This is a genomic window from Bradyrhizobium sp. NBAIM03 (assembly GCF_020194055.1).
Taxonomy (GTDB): Bacteria; Pseudomonadota; Alphaproteobacteria; order Rhizobiales; family Xanthobacteraceae; genus Bradyrhizobium; species Bradyrhizobium yuanmingense.
The window spans coordinates 1-19,034 of sequence record NZ_JADYVS010000029.1 but is presented as its reverse complement, the minus strand read 5'-3'; the positions used below and the strand labels follow the sequence as shown (position 1 = coordinate 19,034).

Below are 19,034 nucleotides of genomic sequence, written 5' to 3'. Positions count from 1 at the left end.
CGTCCCCGCGAAGGCGGGGACCCATAACCACAGGGAGTGGTATTGGGCCAGCTGGTAACTCCGAGCCTTCGCCAAACTTGATCCTGTGGTTATGGGTCCCGGATCTGCGCGCGCTTAAGGCGCGCTTGTCCGGGACGACACTGAGTGTAAGGGGTCCATGGACGCACGCGACTTCATCACAACAGGCATGAGCGCCGAGCGCACGCTGGTGGTCCCGGTGGAGCGCACCGTCGGGCATTTCGTGTCAGGCATGCCTTTTGTCTACGCGACGCCGATGATGATCCTGGAGATGGAGATGGCATCGGGTGATGCGATCCGCTCAGCGCTTCAGCCGGGCTGGGTCACTGTCGGTACCGAGGTCGACATCCGCCATCTTGCCGCCGCGCTCGTCGGTGCGACCGTGCGGACCACTGCAAAGGTGGTCGCGGTCGAGCGCCGCGTCATTCGCTTCGAGGTTGAGGCATTCGAGGGCCCGCGCAAGCTCGGCGAAGGCCGCCACGCCCGCGGGCTCGTCAATGTCGAGATGTTCAACAAGCGGCTCGGGGCTTAACGCGGCTGTGGATTTCGCCTAATCCAGCTTCCGCGCTTTTGGAGACGAATACGACGTTTCCTGCTCCCTGCGGAGACGCACGGCAGACAGCCTCTCGTCAATCGCCACATCCGCCCAGGTGATGCAGGTGTCTTTGGCTACCGCCTTGGTCAATCGCACATTGTGCGCAAGCCCGAGTGGCAGATAGCGCTTTTCAAGGGAGGTGCTGGCGGGCGTCAGTTTGCCGAAGACGGTGTAGCCACCTTCTCCGTCGAGCATGTCTCCCTCGCGCAAGTCCTTCTTGGCTGTGGCAGCAACATCGGCGTTGAACGTCGTGGCGACGCCTGTCGCCTCATTGCGCAGAGCGATCGAGGCAACTGAAATTCCAAGCTCCAGCCCTATGAGATGCCACTTCTTGTAGGAGCTCATGTAACGACCGCTCGGATCGGTGACGACGCTGTATTCCTGGAAACAGTTGCGGATGTAATCGCTGTCGCCTTCGAAACAGACCCACACGCCCTTGCGGATGTCGTTGGGGATGGGCCTGCCTTCGGCCGTCAGGCAGGATACGACCTCGACCTGGCCCTTGGATTCCAGGATGCCGCCCTCCGAACGGGGGCGCATCAGCGTGGGGATGTCGTCGACCGATCCCGGTGGGAATGCAAGGCCATGCGAGGGCGCCTCCAGGCCGGTTGCGTTCGCGATCGCGGCAGATTCAATCGCAGGCTTGGAGCCGTCGAGGAACGCGTTGAACATTTTTGGATTCATGCCCCCGCGCGCAGCTTGCTCTGCAGACAATCCCCAGTGATCCCAGACCGTTTCGGGCGTCGATTCCCGGTAATGCGGCAGCCATTTGTGGCCACGGCCCGCTGCCACGACGGGAAAACCGCAGGCCCTCGCCCAATCTACGAGGTCGCAAGCGAGAGCCGGCTGATCGCCATAGGCCAGGCTGTAGATCACGCCGGCCTGCCTGGCTCTCTGCGCGAGGATCGGTCCGCAGAAGGCGTCGGCTTCGACGGTCACGTTGATGACGGCCTTGCCTGCAGAAAAGGCGCCGAGGCAGTGCTCGACCGCCGCGACAGGATTGCCGGTGCACTCTGCGATCACCTCGATGCCTTCGCACTTCACAAGCGCTTCCCAGTCGTCGGTCAGGAAGGTCGTGCCGTACTTGAGAGCATCCCCGAGTGAGGTCGCGGCGAACTGCTCCGGGCGCCACCCCACCCGGTACAGGTTTTCGCGGGCACGCGATGGGGACAGGTCAGCAATTCCAACGAGATGGACGCCCGGCGTACGCAGGACTTGATGGAGATACATTGCGCCGAACTTGCCCGCCCCGATCAGTCCGATTTTGATGGGGCGCCGCTCGGCCTGTCGTTCGAGAAGTTTCGCGTAGAGGTTCACGATTGCTCTCCCTATCGGCAACGACCGGGATCGCCGCGCATTCGGCCGCCGAAGCGCTCTGATCCGTCTACTTCGCCAATTCCTTCGACCGCTGCGTGGCCGCGGCGATGGCGCGGATCATGAGTTCGCGCAGGCCCGGCTCGCCCATCAGCACACTGAGCGCGGCGGCCGTGGTGCCGCCGGGCGAGGTGACGTTCTGGCGCAGGGCGCTGGACGGCAGCTCCGACTGGTGCAGCAGCTCGCCGGAGCCGGCGACGGTCTCGCGGGCGAGCTTGGTCGCCAGCGCCTCCGGCAATCCCGCTTCGACGCCGGCGCGGGCGAGCTCCTCAGCGAGCAGGAACACATAGGCCGGGCCCGAGCCGGACACGGCGGTGACCGCGTCCATCAATCCTTCATCCTCGACCCATTCGACCGAGCCGGTGGCGCGCAGCAGCGCATCCGCCACCGCGCGCTGCGCGGCGCTGACGTTGTTCGCGGCAACAGCGACGGTGATGCCGCGGCCGATCGCTGCCGGCGTGTTCGGCATCGCGCGCACCACGGCGCCGCCACAGACCTCCTGGAGCGAGGCGATCGTGGTGCCTGCCATGATCGAGACCACCGACGTCTTCTCCGAGACGAACGGCTTCAGCTTGGCGCCGGCCTCGCGGAACATCTGCGGCTTCACCGCCACGACCAGCGTCTCGACGGCGCCGGCGGCGCTCACATCAGGATTGAGCACGACGCCCTTGGCGGCCAGCGCGGAGATCTCGGGCGCAATGTGCGGCTCGATCACCGCGACGCGGCGCGGATCGAGTCCGCCCGAAAGCCATCCGGTCAGCATCGCGCCTCCCATCTTGCCGGCGCCGGCAAGCAGGATTGTGCCGGTGACGTTTTGGAGGGTGCTGTTCGCCATCGGTGTCGCCAAATACTCGGTGTCGTCCCCGCGAAGGCGGGGACCCATAACCACAGGCCGTTCTAATGGACGGAGGGCAGAGCAACAAGCGTTGTGCCACAAGCGAAATCACGCGGTCTGGATCCCGGATCTGCGCGCGCTTTGGGCGCGCTTGTCCGGGATGACGTGGGGAGGGAGCTGCCGCCCTCGCGCCTTGGGAGGCCCTACGCTTCTCCGACCGTATCGAACATTGCCGCGTCCATCGCCTCCGCCGTGCTCTTGCCGGCCCACACCACGAACTGGAACGCCGGGAAGTAGCGCTCGCAGGCATGAATGGCGCCGGCAAGCATGACCTCGCATTGCGCCGGCGAGGCGGTGAGGCCGCCCGGCAGCACCAGGGCCTGGCGGTGCATCACCATGCCGGTGGTGGTCCACAGGTCGAAATGGCCGACCCACAGCTGCTCGTTCACGGCGGCGACGAGCCGCTGCACCTCGCCGCGGCGCGCGGGCGGAATCTTCATGTCGAAGGCGCAGGCCAGATGCAGCGCCTCGATCTCTCCCATCCAGGTAAAGGAGAGCTGGTAGTCGGTCCATTGTCCCTTGGAGACAATCGTGAGCTCGTCCTCGCCGGAGCGTTCGAACGGCCAGTTGTTGCTGGCGGCGATGTCCTCGACCACCGCGAGCGGATGGTTTCTGGAATCGATAGTGCCTTCGAGCAGGGACATGCCGTCTCGACCTCTTGCCTTCTTGTTGTCTTTGATACGCACGCGGTTGGGCCCGGCGCGCACTCCCTAAACGTCGCTGCGGCGTCCCTCGGATCAGCCTTTGCAATCCCCTCGGAGTCGCTGTTGCGATCCCTCGGATCAGCGCGGGCCTGTCGCGGATCAAGTGATGTGATTTGCGGAATCTGCGCAACGGGGTCGCGAGTCCGTCCACAAGCCAGGACTCGTTCGTCCACAGCTCATCTCCGCCACAATTCTTAACGGACGAGAACAAACCGGAATCGGATTCGGCAAAAAAGCTCGCCGCAAATTCCGTGGGGCGAGGGCCGAACCGCCGCCGCGGCATGGCACCATGCGCTTGGCCCATGCGGAACACGCTTGCCGCGACTGCCCGGCGGCGGCATATTTCCTGATAGGCCGTTCATCCCGGACGGCCGATGTTCTCAGGGCGGGGTGAAAGTCCCCACCGGCGGTAAGGGCCGACAGGCCCAAGCCCGCGAGCGCCTTCCGCAAGGGTTTATCCCGAACGGAAGGGTCAGCAGATTCGGTGCAACTCCGAAGCCGACGGTTAAAGTCCGGATGAAAGAGAACGGTCGCTGGCAGACGCATCGAGACGATGCGGCTGTTTGTCGTTCCGTGTGCCCTGATTCTGGTCCTTAAACCGAGGAAAGCCATGAATCAGATGCTGCAAGACCCCCAAACCGAAACGTCCCAAACGCCGCCGCCGGTTCCCGTGGATCCGGCCCCTGCGCATCCGCGCTTCGCCAAGCCGCAGCGGGTGGCCTTCGTGCAGGCCTGCTGGCACCGCGACGTGGTCGCGGAAGCCCGCATCGCCTTCATGAAGGAGGCGGAAGCCCGCCACCTCACCCATGTCGACGTGTTCGAGGTGCCGGGCTCGTTCGAGATTCCGCTGCACGCGCAGGTCCTCGCCAAGACGCGGCGCTACACCGCGATCGTCGCGGCCGGTCTCGTCGTCGACGGCGGCATCTACCGCCACGAATTCGTCGCCGACACCGTGATCAAGGCGCTGATGGACGTGCAGCTGCGGACGGAGGTGCCGGTGTTCTCGGCCGTGCTGACGCCGCAGCAATTCCACGAGACCGAGGTGCACTACGATTTCTTCCGCAAGCACTTTGCGATCAAGGGCGTCGAGGTCGCGACCGCCTGTGCGGAGACGTTGCACGGCTTGGAGCGTTTGCGCGGCCAGGTCGCGGCGGGGATCGTGGGGTAGGCAATGGTCATTCCGGGGCGCGCGCAGCGCGAGCCCGGAATCCATTGATCGACACGGATTGCTGCAAGATGGATTCCGGGTTCGGCGGTGACGCGCCGCCCCGGAATGACGGTGCTAGATCAAATCAGTCGAACAGGCTCGACACCGATTCTTCCGCCGCCGTGCGCGCGATCGCATCCGAGATCAGGCTGGCGATCGGCAGGGTGCGGATGTTCGGCGCCTTGGTCACCGCGTCGGTCGGCAGGATCGAATCGGTGATCACCAGCTCCTTCAGCCTGGAGCCGGCGATGCGCGCCGCCGCGCCGCCGGAGAGCACGCCGTGGGTGATGTAGGCGTAGACGTCCTTGGCGCCCTTGGCGAGCAGCGCATCGGCCGCGTTCACCAGCGTGCCGCCGGAATCGACGATGTCGTCGACGAGGATGCAGGTGTGGCCGGAGACGTCGCCGATCACGTTCATGACCTCGGACTCGCCCGGCCGCTCGCGGCGCTTGTCGACGATCGCGAGCGGGGTGTTGATGCGCTTGGCGAGACCGCGCGCGCGGGCGACGCCGCCGACGTCGGGCGAGACCACCATCGTCTTGGTCAGGTCGAACTTGTCCTTGATGTCGCGCACCATCAGCGGCGCGGCGAAGAGGTTGTCGGTCGGGATGTCGAAGAAGCCCTGGATCTGGCCGGCATGCAGGTCGAGCGTCATGACGCGGTCGACGCCGGCCTGCGTGATCATGTTGGCGACGAGCTTGGCCGAGATCGGCGTGCGCGAGCCTGATTTACGGTCCTGCCTGGCGTAGCCGAAATAGGGCAGCACTGCGGTGATGCGGCGCGCCGAGGAGCGGCGCAGCGCGTCGGTGATGATGAGCAATTCCATCAGATGGTCGTTGGCGGGGAACGAGGTCGACTGGATGACGAAGGCATCCGAGCCGCGGACGTTCTCCTGGATCTCGACGAAGATCTCCATGTCGGCGAAGCGCCGCACCACCGCCTTGGTCAGCGGCAGGTCGAGCCCTTGCGCGATCGCCTGGGCGAGGGCCGGATTGGAGTTGCCGGCGACGAGCTTGATGGAGCCGTTTTTGGCCGACATGGACGCTTCCTCCCGCGCTTTGCTGGATACGACCTTCAACATCAGAAAATACCCGCTGGCAGCACGGTTACGACGGGCGAGGAAATATCAGGCGGAAGGCCGCGATGGCAACCCGGGATGCTACGTTTTCCCTTCGAAAATCCTGAGTCGGGCCAACGGCTTGGCCGCAAGTTGAGGCCGTGGTTTAGCGGGGGTTATTGCTCGGCATAGCCGAGCGCTGATGCCGGCATGTCCTGCGCGGGAGCGTCCTTGACGACGCTGGCCACCGCCGGTCCCCGCAATGCCGGAGCCGCGCCGGGTGCATCCGGCGTTCCGTTGATCATGTTGGAAAGTCCGCTGAATCCGGCCTGGGCGATCTTCCGCAGCACGAGGTCGTCGGCAGCCGACCACGCGTCGCGCCCGCCCTTGGCCGAGGTCGGTTCCTCGCCGGAGAGACGCAGCGCGCGCTGCTGGTTGGCGTCGTAGACGTCCCAGACCCAGGCGATCACGGTCTTGCCGCGCACCACCTGGGCGGAGAGGTAGCTGCGCACGCGATAGGCAGCCGTACCTTCGCGGGAGACCACGGACAGGCTGCGCAGCTTGGATTCGCTGTCGAGCACGCCGACCATGCGGTCGAACACTTGCGGAGGTGGCCCGTCGATCGATTCGAAGGCGATAGTGGCCCCGCTGCCGGCGCTCGGCGCCATCGCATAGGAATTGGCGGCACTGCCGCCGCCGCCGGCGCAGCCGCCCAGCGCGGCCGCCGCCACCAGCAGCATGACCGCCAGCACGCGCGAACCCGCGCGGCGGAAGATGAATGACGCGTCCCTCATTATGGAGGGCAGCGATATCGTTAAAATCGATTAAGGTCTAGGGCAGGCGCGACACATCCCCACTGTCATTCCGGGGGCGATGCGCAAGCATCGAACCCGGAATCCATTTCGCCGCGTGAATTGCCGCACGATGGATTCCGGGTTCTCGCTTCGCGAGCCCCGGAATGACACGGGGTTGCCCCTGTGTTCACCCATCCAGCGCAATCGCGTGAACGTGACGGCCGTAATCCGGCTCCTTGCGATGGACCGAACGCCGATAGCTGAAGAAGCGCTCGTCGGCGTAGGTATCGAGGCCGAGATCGTCGATCATCAGGATGCCTGCGGCCTCGAGCCGCTTGCGGATGAAGCCGGCGAGATCGAACATCGCGTGGCCCTCGCGCACCGAGGGGATGAAGAACACAGTGTTCTCGGCATCCTGTTCGATGAAGCGCGCGACGAACTCGTTGCCGACCTCGTAGCTGTCCTGGCGGATCAAGGGGCCGATCGCGGCGATGATGCCGCCGCGCGTGGCGCCGAGCTGCTCCATCGCCGCGATGGTGGATTCCAGCACGCCCGTCAGTGCGCCCTTCCACCCCGCATGCGCGCCGCCGATCACGCGCGCCTTCGGATCGACGAACAGCACCGGCCCGCAATCGGCGGTGGAGACGCCGAGCGCGATGCCCGGCGTCTTCGTCACCAGCGCATCGCCCTTGGGTCGTGGCCCGCTCGGCCACGGTGCCTCGGCAACCAGCACGTCGGGCGAATGGATCTGGTGCAGGCTGAGGAAGCGCTCGGGCGCAACGCCGACATGCTCGGCCATGCGGCGCCGGTTCTCGGCGACCAGGGTCTGGTCGTCGTTGGAGCCGAGCCCGCCGTTCAGCGCGGAATAGATGCCGCCGGAGACGCCGCCTTCGCGGGTGAAGAAGGCATGGCGCAGGCCGGGCACGGCCGACAGCAGCGACGAAGCTATCGTCATGAGGCCTCTCCTGCCTGTTCGAGATCGCTGAGGCCGGCTAGGCTTGCTAGCCGCGGCTCGGAGATGCCGAGCACCTTGAACATCGAGCCCATGCCGCCACGCCCGGTATCGGTCAGGCGTCTGAGCGCCACCGAAATGTCGGTGGCAACGTCGGGCGCAGCTTTCTGCATCAGGGCGGCGGCGCGGGTGTCGATGCCGATCCGCTTGAGGAAGTCGCCTTGCGTCACCGGCCCATGCACGCGCGCGCCGACATCCTCGGCCGCGCGCGCCAGCGCCTGGAAATCGACATGGGCGGTGACGTCGGCCTGGCCCGGCGCCTTCAAGGGATCGGCGAAGCTGTGGCGCGCAATCGCCTGGAACGTGTCGCCGGCGTCGCTGCGGAGGTGGCCGTAATCGATGATCAGCGCCGCGCCGTCCTGGTCGCGCACGCGCGTGGCAAGCTTCATGATCTCGCCGTCGGGGCGCCACTCGAACACGGCGCCGATGGGGGCGGCGCGCACCACGGGCGGCAGGAGCACGTCGAAGCGAGGCGTCGGCTCCGGCGCCGCGCCGAACTGAAGCTTGCCGTTGGGATCGATCTCGATCACGCGCTCGTGCCAGCCGTTCTCGAGCCGGACCATCTGGTGGATCGGCAGCACGTCGAAATATTCGTTGGCGAGGATGATGCTGGGGCCCTCCGGCACCTCGTCGATGCTGTCGTGCCAGGCGATGTTGCGCACGTTGGCGAGCGTCGCGCTCTGCCGGTCCCGCAACACGGGATTGACCTCGACCATGTGGATGTGGAGCGCCTGGTAGAGCGGGGGCAGCACGCGGAGCGCGCGCAGCGCATCCGCCATCATGGTGCCGCGGCCGGGGCCGAGCTCGATCAGCCGAAGGAACTGCGGCGAGCCCATCTGCTTCCAGACCGAGGCGGTCCACAACCCCAACAGCTCGCCGAACATCTGGCTGACTTCGGGCGCCGTGGTGAAGTCGCCCTCGCGCCCGAGCGGATCGCGCGAGACGTAATAGCCGTAGCGCGGATGCATCAGGCACAGTTCCATGTACCGCCAGACCGGCATGGGCCCGGAAGATTTGATCAGCGCCTTGATCTCGTTGAGCAGCGGCTGGTCGGTCACGGCGATCTTCTCGAAATGAATTAACGAATGGCCTGGAAGGGCGTCGGCGCACCGCGCCTCACTGCCAATACAATAAGAATGAGGCCGACGATAAGCATCGGGATCGACAGCAGCATGCCCATGGTTAATCCGCCCCAGAGGAAACCGAGCTGCGCGTCCGGCTCGCGGAAATGCTCGCCGGCGATGCGGGCCAGACCATAGACCAGGATGAAGGCGCCGAGGATCATGCCGGGGCGCTTCAAGGCACCGAACCGGATCATGATCGCGAGCACCGTGAACAGCAGGATGCCCTCCATGCCGGCTTGGTAGAGCTGGCTCGGATGCCGCGGCAGTTGCGTCGGATCGTTGGGGAAGATGATCGCCCAGGGCAGGGTCGGGTCGGTGGCGCGGCCCCACAATTCGCCGTTGATGAAATTGGCGATGCGTCCGAGCAACAGCCCGACCGGGGCGACCGCGGTGGTGATGTCGCCGAGCGACAGGATCGAGATGCCATTGCGCCAGGCGAACCACATCACCGCGACGACGCAGCCGAGGAAGCCGCCGTGGAACGACATCCCGCCCTCCCACAATTTGAAGATCGCGGCGGGATGGTCGATGAAGAAGGGCAGGTTGTAGAACAGCACGTAGCCGGCGCGGCCGCCGATGATGATGCCGAGCGTGACCCACAGGATGAAGTCATCGATCTGAAGCAGCGAGATCGGCGCGGGTCCGCCCCACAGGCGTTCGCTCTTCAGCAGCGCGCGGGCATAAAGCCAGCCGAACACGATGCCGCAGATATAGGCCAAGGCATACCATTTGATCGCGAACGGACCGATCTCGAGCGCGATCGGGTTGAAGGCGGGGAAGTCGATGAGCAGAAACGGCATCGCGCCTTCTATGTCCAAGCGGGATCGCGGCGGTCGGCGCCGGCAGACGCCCCGTGATTCCTCTTATGCGGGGACGTTGAATACGATTGCAAGGAAACCGATGCATGACAAGGATACCGCCGCTTCGCCCTTGAACCGGCCCCGTCGGATTGCCATTGTCATTCTGCGTGTTCGCGCAAAGTTTATCGGAGGCCCACAATGACCCAGACCAATAACCGGTTTTTCGACGAGATCGGCCGCCTGATGAACGACGCCGCCGGTGCTGCCCAGGGCGTCAAGCGCGAGTTCGATTCCGTGATGCGCAGCCAGGCCGAAAAATTCCTGCGCGACATGGACCTCGTCAAGCGCGAGGAGTTCGAGGCGGTCAAGGACATGGCACGCCTGGCACGCGAGGAGAACGAGGCGCTGAAGGTGCGGATCGCGGCGCTGGAGGCGAGGCTGGGGGGGACTCCGACGTCTTAAGCGCGGTCTCTGACTCCTCCCCCTCCAGGGGAGGGTAAGCACCTGGCCCTCCAGGGGAGGGTGCGAACCGCGGGCTGCCAGCCCATTCTCCTTGTCATTTCCGCAGCTTCCGGGTAAAAGCCCGCCACGTCCGCGGCCCCCGCACCCCTGGAGGCTTGCTGTGGACCATGCCATGGGCCGCCTTGCGGCCCATTAACTTTTGCAAAAACAAGGACTTAACGACATGGCGACGACCGTCAAGGAATTGAAGGCGACCGCACGTCCGAAGAGCGGCAAGGGGGCCGCCCGGGCTGAGCGTCGCGCCGGGCGAGTGCCCGGAGTGATCTACGGCAACAACCAGCCCCCGCTGACGATCTCGATCGAGGATCGTGAACTGCGCCAGCGCATCCTTGCCGGCCGGTTCCTGACCACGCTGGTCGACATCGACCTCGAGGGCAAGAAGCACCGCGTCATTCCGCGCGACTATCACCTCGATCCGGTCAAGGACTTCCCGATCCATGTCGACTTCATGCGGCTGGGCGAAGGCGCCACCATCCGCATCAGCGTTCCCCTGCACGTGGTGAAGGCCGAAACCTCCCCGGGCGTGAAGCGCGGCGGCACCGTCAACATCGTCGCCCACGCGATCGAGCTCGAATGCGGCGTCGAGAGCATCCCGCAATACATCGAGGCCGATGTCAGCTCGCTCGAGATCGGTCACTCCCTGCATCTGGCCGACGTCAAGCTACCGGCCGGCGTCAAGGCGCTGACCCGCGAGGACGCGACCCTCGTCACCATCGTGCCGCCGTCCGGTTACGCCGAAGAGCAGAAGGCCGCTGCTGCGGCTGCCGCTGCTGGTGCGGCCCCGGGCGCTGCGGCTGCTCCGGCCGCTGGTGCTGCGGCTCCGGCTGCTGCTCCTGCCGCTGCTGCCAAGGCTCCCGCCGGCGGCGACAAGAAGAAGTAATCTCTCGAAGCTGGCGCGCGGTCCTTGACCGCGCGCCGAGCGGGGGGCGCGCCGCGTCATGCGACTCTTTGTTGGGCTCGGCAATCCCGGCGCGAAATACGCACGTAACCGGCACAATATCGGCTTCATGGCCGTCGACGAGATCGCGCGGCGTCATGGTTTTGCGCCGTGGCGCCGCCGCTTTCAGGGCGAGACCTCGGAAGGTGCGCTCGGACCCGAGCGCGTGATCCTGCTCAAGCCCACGACCTACATGAACGAGTCCGGACGCAGCGTTCAGGAAGCGGCGAGCTTCTTCAAGATCGCCGCGGGCGACACCACCGTGTTCCACGACGAGCTCGAGCTGCCGCCAGGCAAGGTGCGGGTGAAGATCGGCGGCGGCATTGCCGGCCATAACGGCCTGCGTTCGATCTCGGCGCATATCGGCAACGATTATCGCCGGGTGCGGCTCGGCATCGGTCATCCCGGCGTCAAGGAGCTGGTGCACGGCCATGTGCTGTCGGACTTCGCCAAGGCCGACAACGAATGGGTGGCGACGCTCTGCGATGCGGTGGCCGAGCATGCCGCGCTGCTTGCCAAGGGCACGGACGCGACCTTCGCCAACAGGGTGCATCTGGCCATGCAGGCGAAGGGGTTTTTGACCAAGGACGAGAACGGCAAGGAATAACACCTGTCATCGCCGGACTTGATCCGGCGATCCATCCTTCGAAGACGATGGATGCGCGGATCAAGCCCGCGCATGACGAGTTCGAAAGACATTTGCGCGCGAAGCGCGGAGGCCAGGACCACCATGGGATTCAAATGCGGGATCGTCGGATTGCCCAATGTCGGCAAGTCGACCTTGTTCAATGCGCTGACCGAGACGGCCGCGGCGCAGGCCGCGAACTATCCTTTCTGCACCATCGAGCCGAATGTCGGCGAGGTCGCCGTGCCCGATCCCAGGCTCGACAAGCTCGCGGCCATCGCCAAGTCGGGCCAGATCATCCCGACCCGGCTGACCTTCGTCGACATCGCAGGCCTCGTGCGCGGCGCCTCCAAGGGTGAAGGCCTCGGCAACCAGTTCCTGGCCAATATCCGCGAGGTCGACGCCATCGCGCATGTCGTGCGCTGCTTTGAAGACTCCGACATCACCCATGTCGAAGGCAAGATCGCCCCGCTCGCGGACATCGAGACCATCGAGACCGAGCTGATGCTCGCCGATCTCGACAGCCTCGAGAAGCGCGTCGACAATCTCACCAAGAAGGCCAAGGGCAACGACAAGGACGCCAAGGAGCAGCTCGATCTCGTCAACCGCACCCTGGTGCTCTTGCGCGAAGGCAAGCCCGCGCGCCTCGTCGAGCGCAAGGCGGAGGAGGAGCGGGCCTTCTCGATGCTCGGCCTGCTGTCGTCCAAGCCCGTGCTCTATGTCTGCAACGTCGAGGAAGGCTCGGCCGCGACAGGCAACGCCTTCTCCAAGGCGGTCGAGGAGCAGGCGGCGAAGGAGGGCGCGGTTGCCGTCGTCATCTCCGCCAAGATCGAATCCGAGATCGCGACCATCTCGCGTGACGAGCGCGCGGACTTCCTGGAGACCTTGGGCCTCGAAGAAGCCGGCCTCGATCGCCTGATCCGCGCCGGCTACACCCTGCTCGACCTCATCACCTACTTCACCGTGGGCCCGAAGGAAGCGCGCGCCTGGACCATCTATCGCGGCACCAAGGCGCCGGCGGCGGCCGGCGTGATCCACACCGATTTCGAGAAGGGTTTTATCCGCGCCGAGACCATCGCGTATGACGATTACGTCGCGCTCGGCGGCGAAGCCGGTGCCCGCGATGCCGGCAAGCTCCGCCTCGAAGGCAAGGATTACGTCGTCGCCGACGGCGACGTGATGCATTTCAGGTTTAATACGTAGGAGCTGGTCATTCCGGGGCGCGCGAAGCGCGAGCCCGGAATCCATCTATACGCTTGTTCTGTGGCTCAATGGATTCCGGGCTCGCCTCTTCGAGGCGCCCCGGAATGACGGGAATCACCGCATCCCTGATCCCTGGTCCCGGATCGCGCCGAGATGCTCGTTGATGCGGAAGACGATCAGGATCAGCTCCGCGACGATGCGCGAGAACACGATGCCGACCACGACGCTGGCGATCGACGACAGCAGCACCAGGAAGCCGCCGAATGGGCTGATCGCCATCGCGGCCAACCCTGAGAAGATGCCGGAGAGCCCGAACAGGCAGATCAGCGCGATCACCAGCCAGTAGAAGGTCTTGATGATCGTCGGCGTGATGAAGCGGTCCCACTGGAACAGGTCGCTGAATGAGAACATTGCTCTCCCCAAGGCAAATCGCAAGGCAAATCGGGACTTCAAATCGGGCTTCGGCCGTCGATCGATCCGACTCAAATCAACGCCGATCTCAAGTATGTAGCACGAGCCATGCGGGCCGGCGGGTTGAGATTGCCGCAAAGTGCGGCCACAATCTGTCATTCCCGCAAAGCTTTCCGAGATGACCCTGACCTTCGAAGATTTCCCGCCTGGCCGGTTCGGAACGTTCGGCCCGCGCCACGTCACCCGCGACGAGATATTGGCCTTTGCCGCCGAGTTCGATCCGCAGCCGATGCACCTCGACGAGGCGGCAGCAGCTGAGAGCATGCTGCGCGGCCTGTCCGGTTCGGGCTGGCACCTGTGCTCGCTGATGATGCGGATGATGGCCGACGGCTTCATCACGCGCGCCGCGTCACTGGGATCTCCCGGCGTCGACGAGGTGCGCTGGCTGTCGCCACTGCGGCCCGGCGACGATCTCACGCTCGACGTCGATGTCCTGGAGGCGCGGGCCTCGAAGAGCCGACCTGAGCTCGGCATTGTCAAGTTCAAATGCACCGCGCGCAATGCGGCGGGGCAGGCGCTCGCCGAGATGACCTCGCCGATCCTGATCAAGCGGCGCGAGGGAGCGGCCTGATGCGGTTCTTCGAAGACATCGCGATCGGTCAGCGCCGCGAGATCGGCGCCTATACGTTCACGGCGGAAAAGATCAAGACCTTCGCCGCCAAGTTCGATCCGCAACGCTTTCACCTCGACGAGGAGGAGGGCAAGAACTCGCTGTTCGGCGGGCTCGCGGCCTCGGGCTGGCATGTCGGCTCGGCCTGCATGAGCCTGCTTGTCGCCGACGGCCAGCGCCTGGCACGCGAGGCCGCCTCGCGCGGCGAGGAGGTCGCGGTGTGGGGCCCGTCGCCGGGCTTTCGCGACCTGCGCTGGATCAGGCCGGTGCTCGCCGGCGACACCGTCGCTTACGTCAATGAAGTCATCGACAAGCGCGCCTCCGCCTCCCGTCCCGGCTGGGGCATTTTGACGGCCCGCACCACCGGCACCAACCAGCGCGGCGAGGAGGTCTATTCCATCACCGCCTCCGCCTTCGTGCCGCTGCGCAAGGGCGGTTAGATCTGTTCCAAGATGAACGGGCAAATGAGTGCGCGAGTGTTGCCCGCGCGCTATGGACGCGATTCCGGGTGGCTGCCATAAGCCTGCGCAACATGGTTACGGCGAAGCAGTTTCGCGGAACCAGTCAGTTGCTAACTAATTATGAACCTGTCGCTGTCTATTTGAAACGAATAGGCAGACGACAGGGGACGAGGACCATGGCTGATCGCGGCGCACTCAAATTTGTTGGATTCATCTTCGCGACCGCGACGCTGGCCGTGATGCTGGTCGCGGGCATGGTGGCGAAGGGCTACGCCGATGGCGCCTACACGCTGGAAGCCTCGACGGCGGAAGCGGCCCGGTAAGAATTCGTTAACGATCGCGGCCGGCATCCGGCCGCAGCTCAGCGGCTATAGACGAACGCCAGGATGGCGATCGCAACCGCCACCAGCCCGACAAAGCGCAGCATGATCGTGCCGAATTGATTCGGCGCGGGCCGCAACGGGATCGGGTCCGTGGTGTCGGGCCGAATGCTTTCCATCTGAAATGTCCCCTGAGCCCGGCCGTAGCACGGGCGCTTGGCGTTGGTCGCCGGGGTGGGCCGGAGGGTTCAATGGTGGCCGTTGGCCGCGCCACATTCTCCGCTGTCATGCCCCGGCTTGTCCGGGGCATCCAGTACGCCGCGGCCTATCGATTCAATCACCGGCGCTGGTGGAATACTGGATCACCCGCCCCTGTGCGCAATTGCGCACAGGCGGGTGATGACACCTGTGTTGGAGAAACGGCTGCGTGACCCACCAACAAATCAAAACCGCCGCGCTCCCTTCCGGAACGCGGCGGCCAATGATGCGTTCGTACCGGCGATCAGCTGTTGCGCAGGCCGTCGGCGGCGCGCTTCCACTGCGCGACGTTGTCGGCGATCATGCGGGTCGATTTCATCGCGGCCTGGCTGAGCTGGGCGTAGCCGGAGATCTCGCGCTGGACGCGCTGGCCTTCGGCGTGGAGCAGGTCGCGCAGGCTCTCGAGCTCGGAGATCAAATTCTCGATCTCGGCGAGCGAAGTGCCGGCGACGCGCTGGATCAGCGAGTTGACGTTATTGACGGTGGCTTCCGCGCTCGGATCGAGCGGCGGCGCATCGGTGGTGGTCGCGGCCGGACGGCGCAGATAGGCGATGTCGTTGCGGACGAAGTCGCGGATGCCGGCTTCGACCTCGGTCACGGCGGCGAGGTTAGTGTCGACCGTCTCGGTCTCGGTGGCTTCGATCTTTTCGGGACGCATGGCGTTCATCGTTATTCCCCTGTTCGCGTTGAGCGCAGCGCGAGTGTCCCCCGCACGACGACGTCTGTGAGGCAGGCCGTATCAGGGCGTCCGATTTTGACCGCAAATGGGCCGAGATGCGGCAAGGCCGGACCATTCGGGGGTTTTGCCGTGGCGTATGGTTAGGGAAGGGTGAATGCTGCCGCGGTGATGGCCTTCTCCCCGCAGGCGGGGAGAGGCGCCGGCCTCACCAGCTCTTCTTGAAGCCCGCCGTCACGCTCTTGTTCAGCGTGCCTTGCGAGGTTTCACCGACCGAGCCTGATACGGTGACGTTGTCGAACAGCTTCTGCTCGGCGCCGAGCTTGCGCAGCCATTTGTCGTCGGTGGTCGACAGCGTCTGGCCGGCAACGATGCTGGTGCCGGTGTCGGTCACGGTGACCTTGGCGCTCTGGTCGGTCTCGTAATTGCGCGTGACGTGGCCGCCGATGCCGGGGACCGCACTGGTGCCCTGCTGGTTGACGCTGTAGCCGTTCTGCAGCGTCAGCGAGGTGTCGCCTGACAGCGGCACCGATTTGGTCAGCGATGCCCCGATCTTGCTGTGCTCGGCGCCGGGATCGACCCTGGCTTCCACCGCGGTCTTGTCCCAGATCGCGCCCGCGCCCGGCGCGGTTGCCGTCGCCCAGGCGCTGCCCGAGGATTGCGGCAGGTTGCCGCCGTTGGTGGCCTTCTGCGCCAGCAGCTCGGACATCGTCCTGGGCTCGCTCGCCAGCGTCATGTCGGCGCCGACTCGGGTATCCCAGAACGAGGACACCGATTGCTTCACGGTCACCGCCGAGGAGCCGTTGGCATTGGGATTCGACGACCAGTCGAGGCCTTCCCTTGCGGCGGCCTGCGCGCACTTCTTGGCGGCCATCGGGTCGATGCCGGTCCCCGCATCGACCCCGATCTGGCTCCAGTCGAGCTTGTCGACGTCGATGCCCTTCATGATGTCGGGACCATTGACGTCGGGGACTTCGGCCGCCTCGGCCTCGTCGTCGGATGCGGGTGACGAGAAGGGCGGAATGATCTGTGCCTGTAACGTCAGCACCGAGCCCAAGATGAATGCGGCCGCCAGCAACGGCAGCCTGGTCCAGCCAAACCCTGTCGAGAATTCCATCGTCCTGCCCACGAACCCCAGCGCATGCTGTCCGCCCCACTATAGCGGTCGCAATGACCATGCGCCATTCCGGCGCTGAAAGTGCCGGTTTATCGTTGCGGAATTGTGGCGGTTCGCAAGGGGAGGCGAACCAACGGGCCGCGCGAAAGGCGCGCGCCCGATGACAGGTTCGTGATGCGACGGCATCCGGCGGGGCTGGAGGCCAGGACGTCGCGATCGCCTCGTCATCGGTCCCGAACAGCGGGGCCCGTTGGCGTCCCCCCTGAAGCGCGATGATCATCGTCGCGCTTCAGGTTGTTGTTTGCGCATGATCTTCTCGGAAAACCGCTTCGCACTTTGCGCTAACGCGGCCCTTCGGAGCCGGATCATGCGTTAGCCGACGCTGGTCATCTTCGGCAGATGAATGGCGCGGCCGAGTGCCTGCTCGACCAGGTCGAAGGTGTCGATCAGCACCCGCATGCTGATCAGCTTGCCGGCCTTGAACTGGGCGAACTGCGCCACGCGCAGGCTGATCGGCTTGTTGGAATCCAGGGCCGTCAGCGAATAGCGCACCATCGAGGCGGCGGAATCGACGCCCAGCATGATGCTCTCGCGGTCGAAGCGGCGGACCTGGAAATTGTCGGCGAGCTGGCGGATGACGTCGAGCACGGCATCCTTGCCCTGGCGCGCGCCGAGGAACGGAAACATGTCGATCGGGCCGTAGAGCGCCCACTCGACGTCCTCGTCGATCAGGGCCTCGATTTCCCTAAAATCCCGGTCGTTGATCGCGCGGTGCAACGCACGCGAGAAACGCCAGAGGCTGTGCTCTGTCATTTGGGGCAGTCCTGAAGCTGGCTTTACGGAAAAAAACGGCAAACAACCCCATGCGCACCAAGGCGCCAGGGCTCAACTCATTTGTATACGAACAAATTAGCAGATTTCGGCCAAAACGCAATTCACGTTTTCGCAATGCACACTTGAACGGGTTTTGTGAGATTTACAATACAACCCCGTAATTGTCCGGGTCCCGGCGCTCAGTCCGCCCCGGCAATCAGCGGCCCGATCTCCCGTTCCAGCACCTGCTGCACCAGGTCGTAGGAATCGATGATCTCGCGCATCTCCGCCACCAGTCCGCCGCGAAACGTGTAGAACACCGCCATGTCGAACTGCACGATGCGGTCGTTGCTGCGCTTCTTGAAAAAAGCGTGCATGTAGGTCGCGACGGCCTCGCCCTCGGCGACGATATGCGGCGTCTTGTAACGAACCTCCGAATAGCGCGACCAGACCGTCTGCCACAGCTCGCGCAGCTCCTGCTTGCCGTGGCGCGGCACCAGATGTGGCAGCACGTCAATCGGGGCGTGGGTGAGGAAATAGACGTCGTCGGTGCAGCTGGCCAGCGCCGTCTCGATGTCGCCGCGCGCGAAGGCATCGAGCAGGTGCACGACGCGTTGGCGATTCAGCTGCTCCACCGTCATTCCCACCCGCTCTCCTTGGTCTTGTGCCTTTTGCAAGCCTAGCGCGTGGTCTCACGCCGGCGCAATCCGCAAGATCACAGGAATGTTTGCAGAGGTTTTGACGTGCGAGCGCAATGCCCGGTTCATGGGGTTCGCGGCGTCTTCGGCTGCTTGGTGTGCAAGCCCGCGTGGACGAACCCGCAAAGCCGCGCGCCGGGAACATAGGCGGCCCGCTCTCGTGCGCCGAAGCTTGCGTGAACGTGGAGGGGAGAGACGCAGCCGGCATCGCCGGCCTGCGTGATCCATCTCACGTCGCGCCTGTCCAGACGCCGCTACCGTCATCCCCAAGTCATCAGGGAGACGTGCCATGGCCACCATCGCCGCCACGAGAAAGTCCCGCCTGCATAACGCGCTCGAAGGCCTCGCGCTGACCGCGGCCCTGCAGAGCTTCCCGACCTTCGCCACTGCGGCCTTCCTGCTCAAGCTCGTTGGCAACCACGACCTTGTCGGCGATCCCGGCGTCGCCATCTTCGTCGCCTTCGCCTCGTTCACCCACGCCCTGATCGCCGTGACCCTCGGCCCGAGCTTCCCGCACCTGTTCAAGACCGTCTACGAGCCGAAATTCTTCGAGGCCCATCTGTCGCTCTCCGACAAAATCACGGCCTGGCGCACCCAGCCCGTCGCCTCGCTGCAACTGGTGACGATCGTGCTGCTGCTGTCGGTGATGGCCGTGGTGGCGGCGAGCGTGGGGTGAGGGGGTAACCACGAACGTCGCCGATAAACCTACGCGTCTACCTCTTCTTCCACCCACCCCTTCGCCC

At 65.0% G+C, this 19,034-nt stretch carries 24 protein-coding genes and 1 riboswitch; of the genes, 10 read left to right on the top strand and 14 right to left on the bottom strand.

Annotation, left to right across the window (positions count from 1 at the left end; all coding sequences use genetic code 11):
- Nucleotides 1-157: 157 nt before the first annotated feature.
- Complete coding sequence (locus I6F21_RS31160; protein WP_036009365.1) at nt 158-550, top strand: thioesterase family protein; 393 nt, start codon at nt 158-160, stop codon at nt 548-550.
- Between the two features lie 18 nt (nt 551-568).
- Here the strand turns inward: I6F21_RS31160 and I6F21_RS31155 are convergent, their stop codons facing one another.
- From I6F21_RS31155 to I6F21_RS31145, 3 genes are all read right to left on the bottom strand, one after another.
- A complete protein-coding gene (locus I6F21_RS31155) occupies nt 569-1,930 on the bottom strand; it encodes a flagellar basal body P-ring biosynthesis protein FlgA (protein ID WP_036009368.1) in 1,362 nt (453 codons plus the stop codon).
- Nucleotides 1,931-1,997: 67 nt separating this feature from the next.
- Nucleotides 1,998-2,822, bottom strand: a complete 825-nt coding sequence (gene proC, locus I6F21_RS31150) for a pyrroline-5-carboxylate reductase (RefSeq protein ID WP_036009371.1) — start codon at nt 2,820-2,822, stop codon at nt 1,998-2,000.
- A gap of 203 nt (nt 2,823-3,025) precedes the next feature.
- Entirely contained in the window at nt 3,026-3,526 is a 501-nt protein-coding gene (locus I6F21_RS31145) for a YbjN domain-containing protein (protein WP_036009392.1), read from the bottom strand.
- A gap of 432 nt (nt 3,527-3,958) precedes the next feature.
- Nucleotides 3,959-4,118: riboswitch (FMN riboswitch) on the top strand.
- Nucleotides 4,119-4,196: 78 nt separating this feature from the next.
- Between I6F21_RS31145 and I6F21_RS31140 the strand changes: the two genes are divergently transcribed.
- Complete coding sequence (locus I6F21_RS31140; protein ID WP_036027167.1) at nt 4,197-4,754, top strand: 6,7-dimethyl-8-ribityllumazine synthase; 558 nt, start codon at nt 4,197-4,199, stop codon at nt 4,752-4,754.
- Nucleotides 4,755-4,878: 124 nt separating this feature from the next.
- Here I6F21_RS31140 and I6F21_RS31135 read toward each other — a convergent pair whose 3' ends face one another.
- The 5 genes from I6F21_RS31135 to lgt all read right to left on the bottom strand — a co-directional run bounded on the left by I6F21_RS31135 (nt 4,879) and on the right by lgt (nt 9,580).
- Nucleotides 4,879-5,832, bottom strand: a complete 954-nt coding sequence (locus tag I6F21_RS31135) for a ribose-phosphate pyrophosphokinase (protein WP_036009398.1) — start codon at nt 5,830-5,832, stop codon at nt 4,879-4,881.
- A 194-nt stretch (nt 5,833-6,026) separates the two neighbouring features.
- Entirely contained in the window at nt 6,027-6,644 is a 618-nt protein-coding gene (locus I6F21_RS31130; protein ID WP_225140470.1) for a hypothetical protein, read from the bottom strand.
- A 187-nt stretch (nt 6,645-6,831) separates the two neighbouring features.
- Nucleotides 6,832-7,599 (bottom strand): peptidoglycan editing factor PgeF, encoded by a 768-nt coding sequence (gene pgeF, locus I6F21_RS31125; protein ID WP_225140469.1) that lies wholly within the window; start codon nt 7,597-7,599, stop codon nt 6,832-6,834.
- A complete protein-coding gene (locus tag I6F21_RS31120) occupies nt 7,596-8,714 on the bottom strand; it encodes an SAM-dependent methyltransferase (protein ID WP_225140468.1) in 1,119 nt (372 codons plus the stop codon). The genes pgeF and I6F21_RS31120 overlap by 4 nt, the downstream gene beginning before the upstream one ends.
- 20 nt (nt 8,715-8,734) lie before the next feature.
- Nucleotides 8,735-9,580, bottom strand: coding sequence for a prolipoprotein diacylglyceryl transferase (gene lgt, locus I6F21_RS31115; RefSeq protein ID WP_225140467.1), 846 nt, complete (start codon nt 9,578-9,580; stop codon nt 8,735-8,737).
- A gap of 198 nt (nt 9,581-9,778) precedes the next feature.
- Here lgt and I6F21_RS31110 point away from each other — a divergent pair, with 198 nt between their 5' ends.
- The 4 genes from I6F21_RS31110 (at nt 9,779) to ychF (ending at nt 12,867) form a co-directional block, all read left to right on the top strand.
- Complete coding sequence (locus I6F21_RS31110) at nt 9,779-10,042, top strand: accessory factor UbiK family protein (protein ID WP_225140466.1); 264 nt, start codon at nt 9,779-9,781, stop codon at nt 10,040-10,042.
- A 223-nt stretch (nt 10,043-10,265) separates the two neighbouring features.
- Nucleotides 10,266-10,982: a 50S ribosomal protein L25/general stress protein Ctc gene (locus I6F21_RS31105; protein ID WP_225140465.1), complete on the top strand. Its 717-nt coding sequence runs from the start codon at nt 10,266-10,268 to the stop codon at nt 10,980-10,982.
- 58 nt (nt 10,983-11,040) lie between these two features.
- Entirely contained in the window at nt 11,041-11,646 is a 606-nt protein-coding gene (gene pth, locus I6F21_RS31100; RefSeq protein ID WP_036009403.1) for an aminoacyl-tRNA hydrolase, read from the top strand.
- Nucleotides 11,647-11,769: 123 nt separating this feature from the next.
- Nucleotides 11,770-12,867 (top strand): redox-regulated ATPase YchF, encoded by a 1,098-nt coding sequence (ychF, locus tag I6F21_RS31095; protein WP_036009406.1) that lies wholly within the window; start codon nt 11,770-11,772, stop codon nt 12,865-12,867.
- A 114-nt stretch (nt 12,868-12,981) separates the two neighbouring features.
- Here ychF and I6F21_RS31090 read toward each other — a convergent pair whose 3' ends face one another.
- Nucleotides 12,982-13,278, bottom strand: a complete 297-nt coding sequence (locus I6F21_RS31090; RefSeq protein WP_028134403.1) for a DUF4282 domain-containing protein — start codon at nt 13,276-13,278, stop codon at nt 12,982-12,984.
- Between the two features lie 178 nt (nt 13,279-13,456).
- Between I6F21_RS31090 and I6F21_RS31085 the strand changes: the two genes are divergently transcribed.
- The 3 genes from I6F21_RS31085 to I6F21_RS31075 all read left to right on the top strand — a co-directional run bounded on the left by I6F21_RS31085 (nt 13,457) and on the right by I6F21_RS31075 (nt 14,732).
- The gene (locus I6F21_RS31085) at nt 13,457-13,909 is read left to right on the top strand and encodes a MaoC family dehydratase (protein ID WP_036027191.1); all 453 of its coding nucleotides are present in this window, start codon (nt 13,457-13,459) and stop codon (nt 13,907-13,909) included.
- A complete protein-coding gene (locus I6F21_RS31080) occupies nt 13,909-14,388 on the top strand; it encodes a MaoC family dehydratase (protein ID WP_036027193.1) in 480 nt (159 codons plus the stop codon). The genes I6F21_RS31085 and I6F21_RS31080 overlap by 1 nt, the downstream gene beginning before the upstream one ends.
- A 197-nt stretch (nt 14,389-14,585) precedes the next feature.
- Entirely contained in the window at nt 14,586-14,732 is a 147-nt protein-coding gene (locus I6F21_RS31075) for a hypothetical protein (protein ID WP_036009412.1), read from the top strand.
- Nucleotides 14,733-14,770: 38 nt separating this feature from the next.
- Here I6F21_RS31075 and I6F21_RS31070 read toward each other — a convergent pair whose 3' ends face one another.
- The 5 genes from I6F21_RS31070 to I6F21_RS31050 form a co-directional block, all read right to left on the bottom strand.
- The gene (locus I6F21_RS31070) at nt 14,771-14,908 is read right to left on the bottom strand and encodes a hypothetical protein (RefSeq protein WP_225183989.1); all 138 of its coding nucleotides are present in this window, start codon (nt 14,906-14,908) and stop codon (nt 14,771-14,773) included.
- A gap of 323 nt (nt 14,909-15,231) precedes the next feature.
- Nucleotides 15,232-15,654 carry a hypothetical protein gene (locus tag I6F21_RS31065; RefSeq protein ID WP_036009414.1) on the bottom strand — a complete coding sequence of 141 codons (423 nt, stop codon included), beginning with the start codon at nt 15,652-15,654 and terminating at the stop codon, nt 15,232-15,234.
- A 217-nt stretch (nt 15,655-15,871) separates the two neighbouring features.
- Nucleotides 15,872-16,780 (bottom strand): hypothetical protein, encoded by a 909-nt coding sequence (locus I6F21_RS31060; RefSeq protein ID WP_225140464.1) that lies wholly within the window; start codon nt 16,778-16,780, stop codon nt 15,872-15,874.
- 372 nt (nt 16,781-17,152) lie between these two features.
- Nucleotides 17,153-17,593 (bottom strand): nuclear transport factor 2 family protein, encoded by a 441-nt coding sequence (locus tag I6F21_RS31055; RefSeq protein ID WP_225140463.1) that lies wholly within the window; start codon nt 17,591-17,593, stop codon nt 17,153-17,155.
- A gap of 200 nt (nt 17,594-17,793) precedes the next feature.
- Nucleotides 17,794-18,234 (bottom strand): nuclear transport factor 2 family protein, encoded by a 441-nt coding sequence (locus I6F21_RS31050; protein ID WP_225140462.1) that lies wholly within the window; start codon nt 18,232-18,234, stop codon nt 17,794-17,796.
- A 346-nt stretch (nt 18,235-18,580) separates the two neighbouring features.
- On the opposite strand from I6F21_RS31050, the gene I6F21_RS31045 reads away from it, so the two are divergent.
- On the top strand, nt 18,581-18,967 hold the full coding sequence (locus I6F21_RS31045; RefSeq protein WP_225140461.1) for a hypothetical protein: 387 nt from the start codon (nt 18,581-18,583) through the stop codon (nt 18,965-18,967).
- Nucleotides 18,968-19,034: the final 67 nt, after the last annotated feature.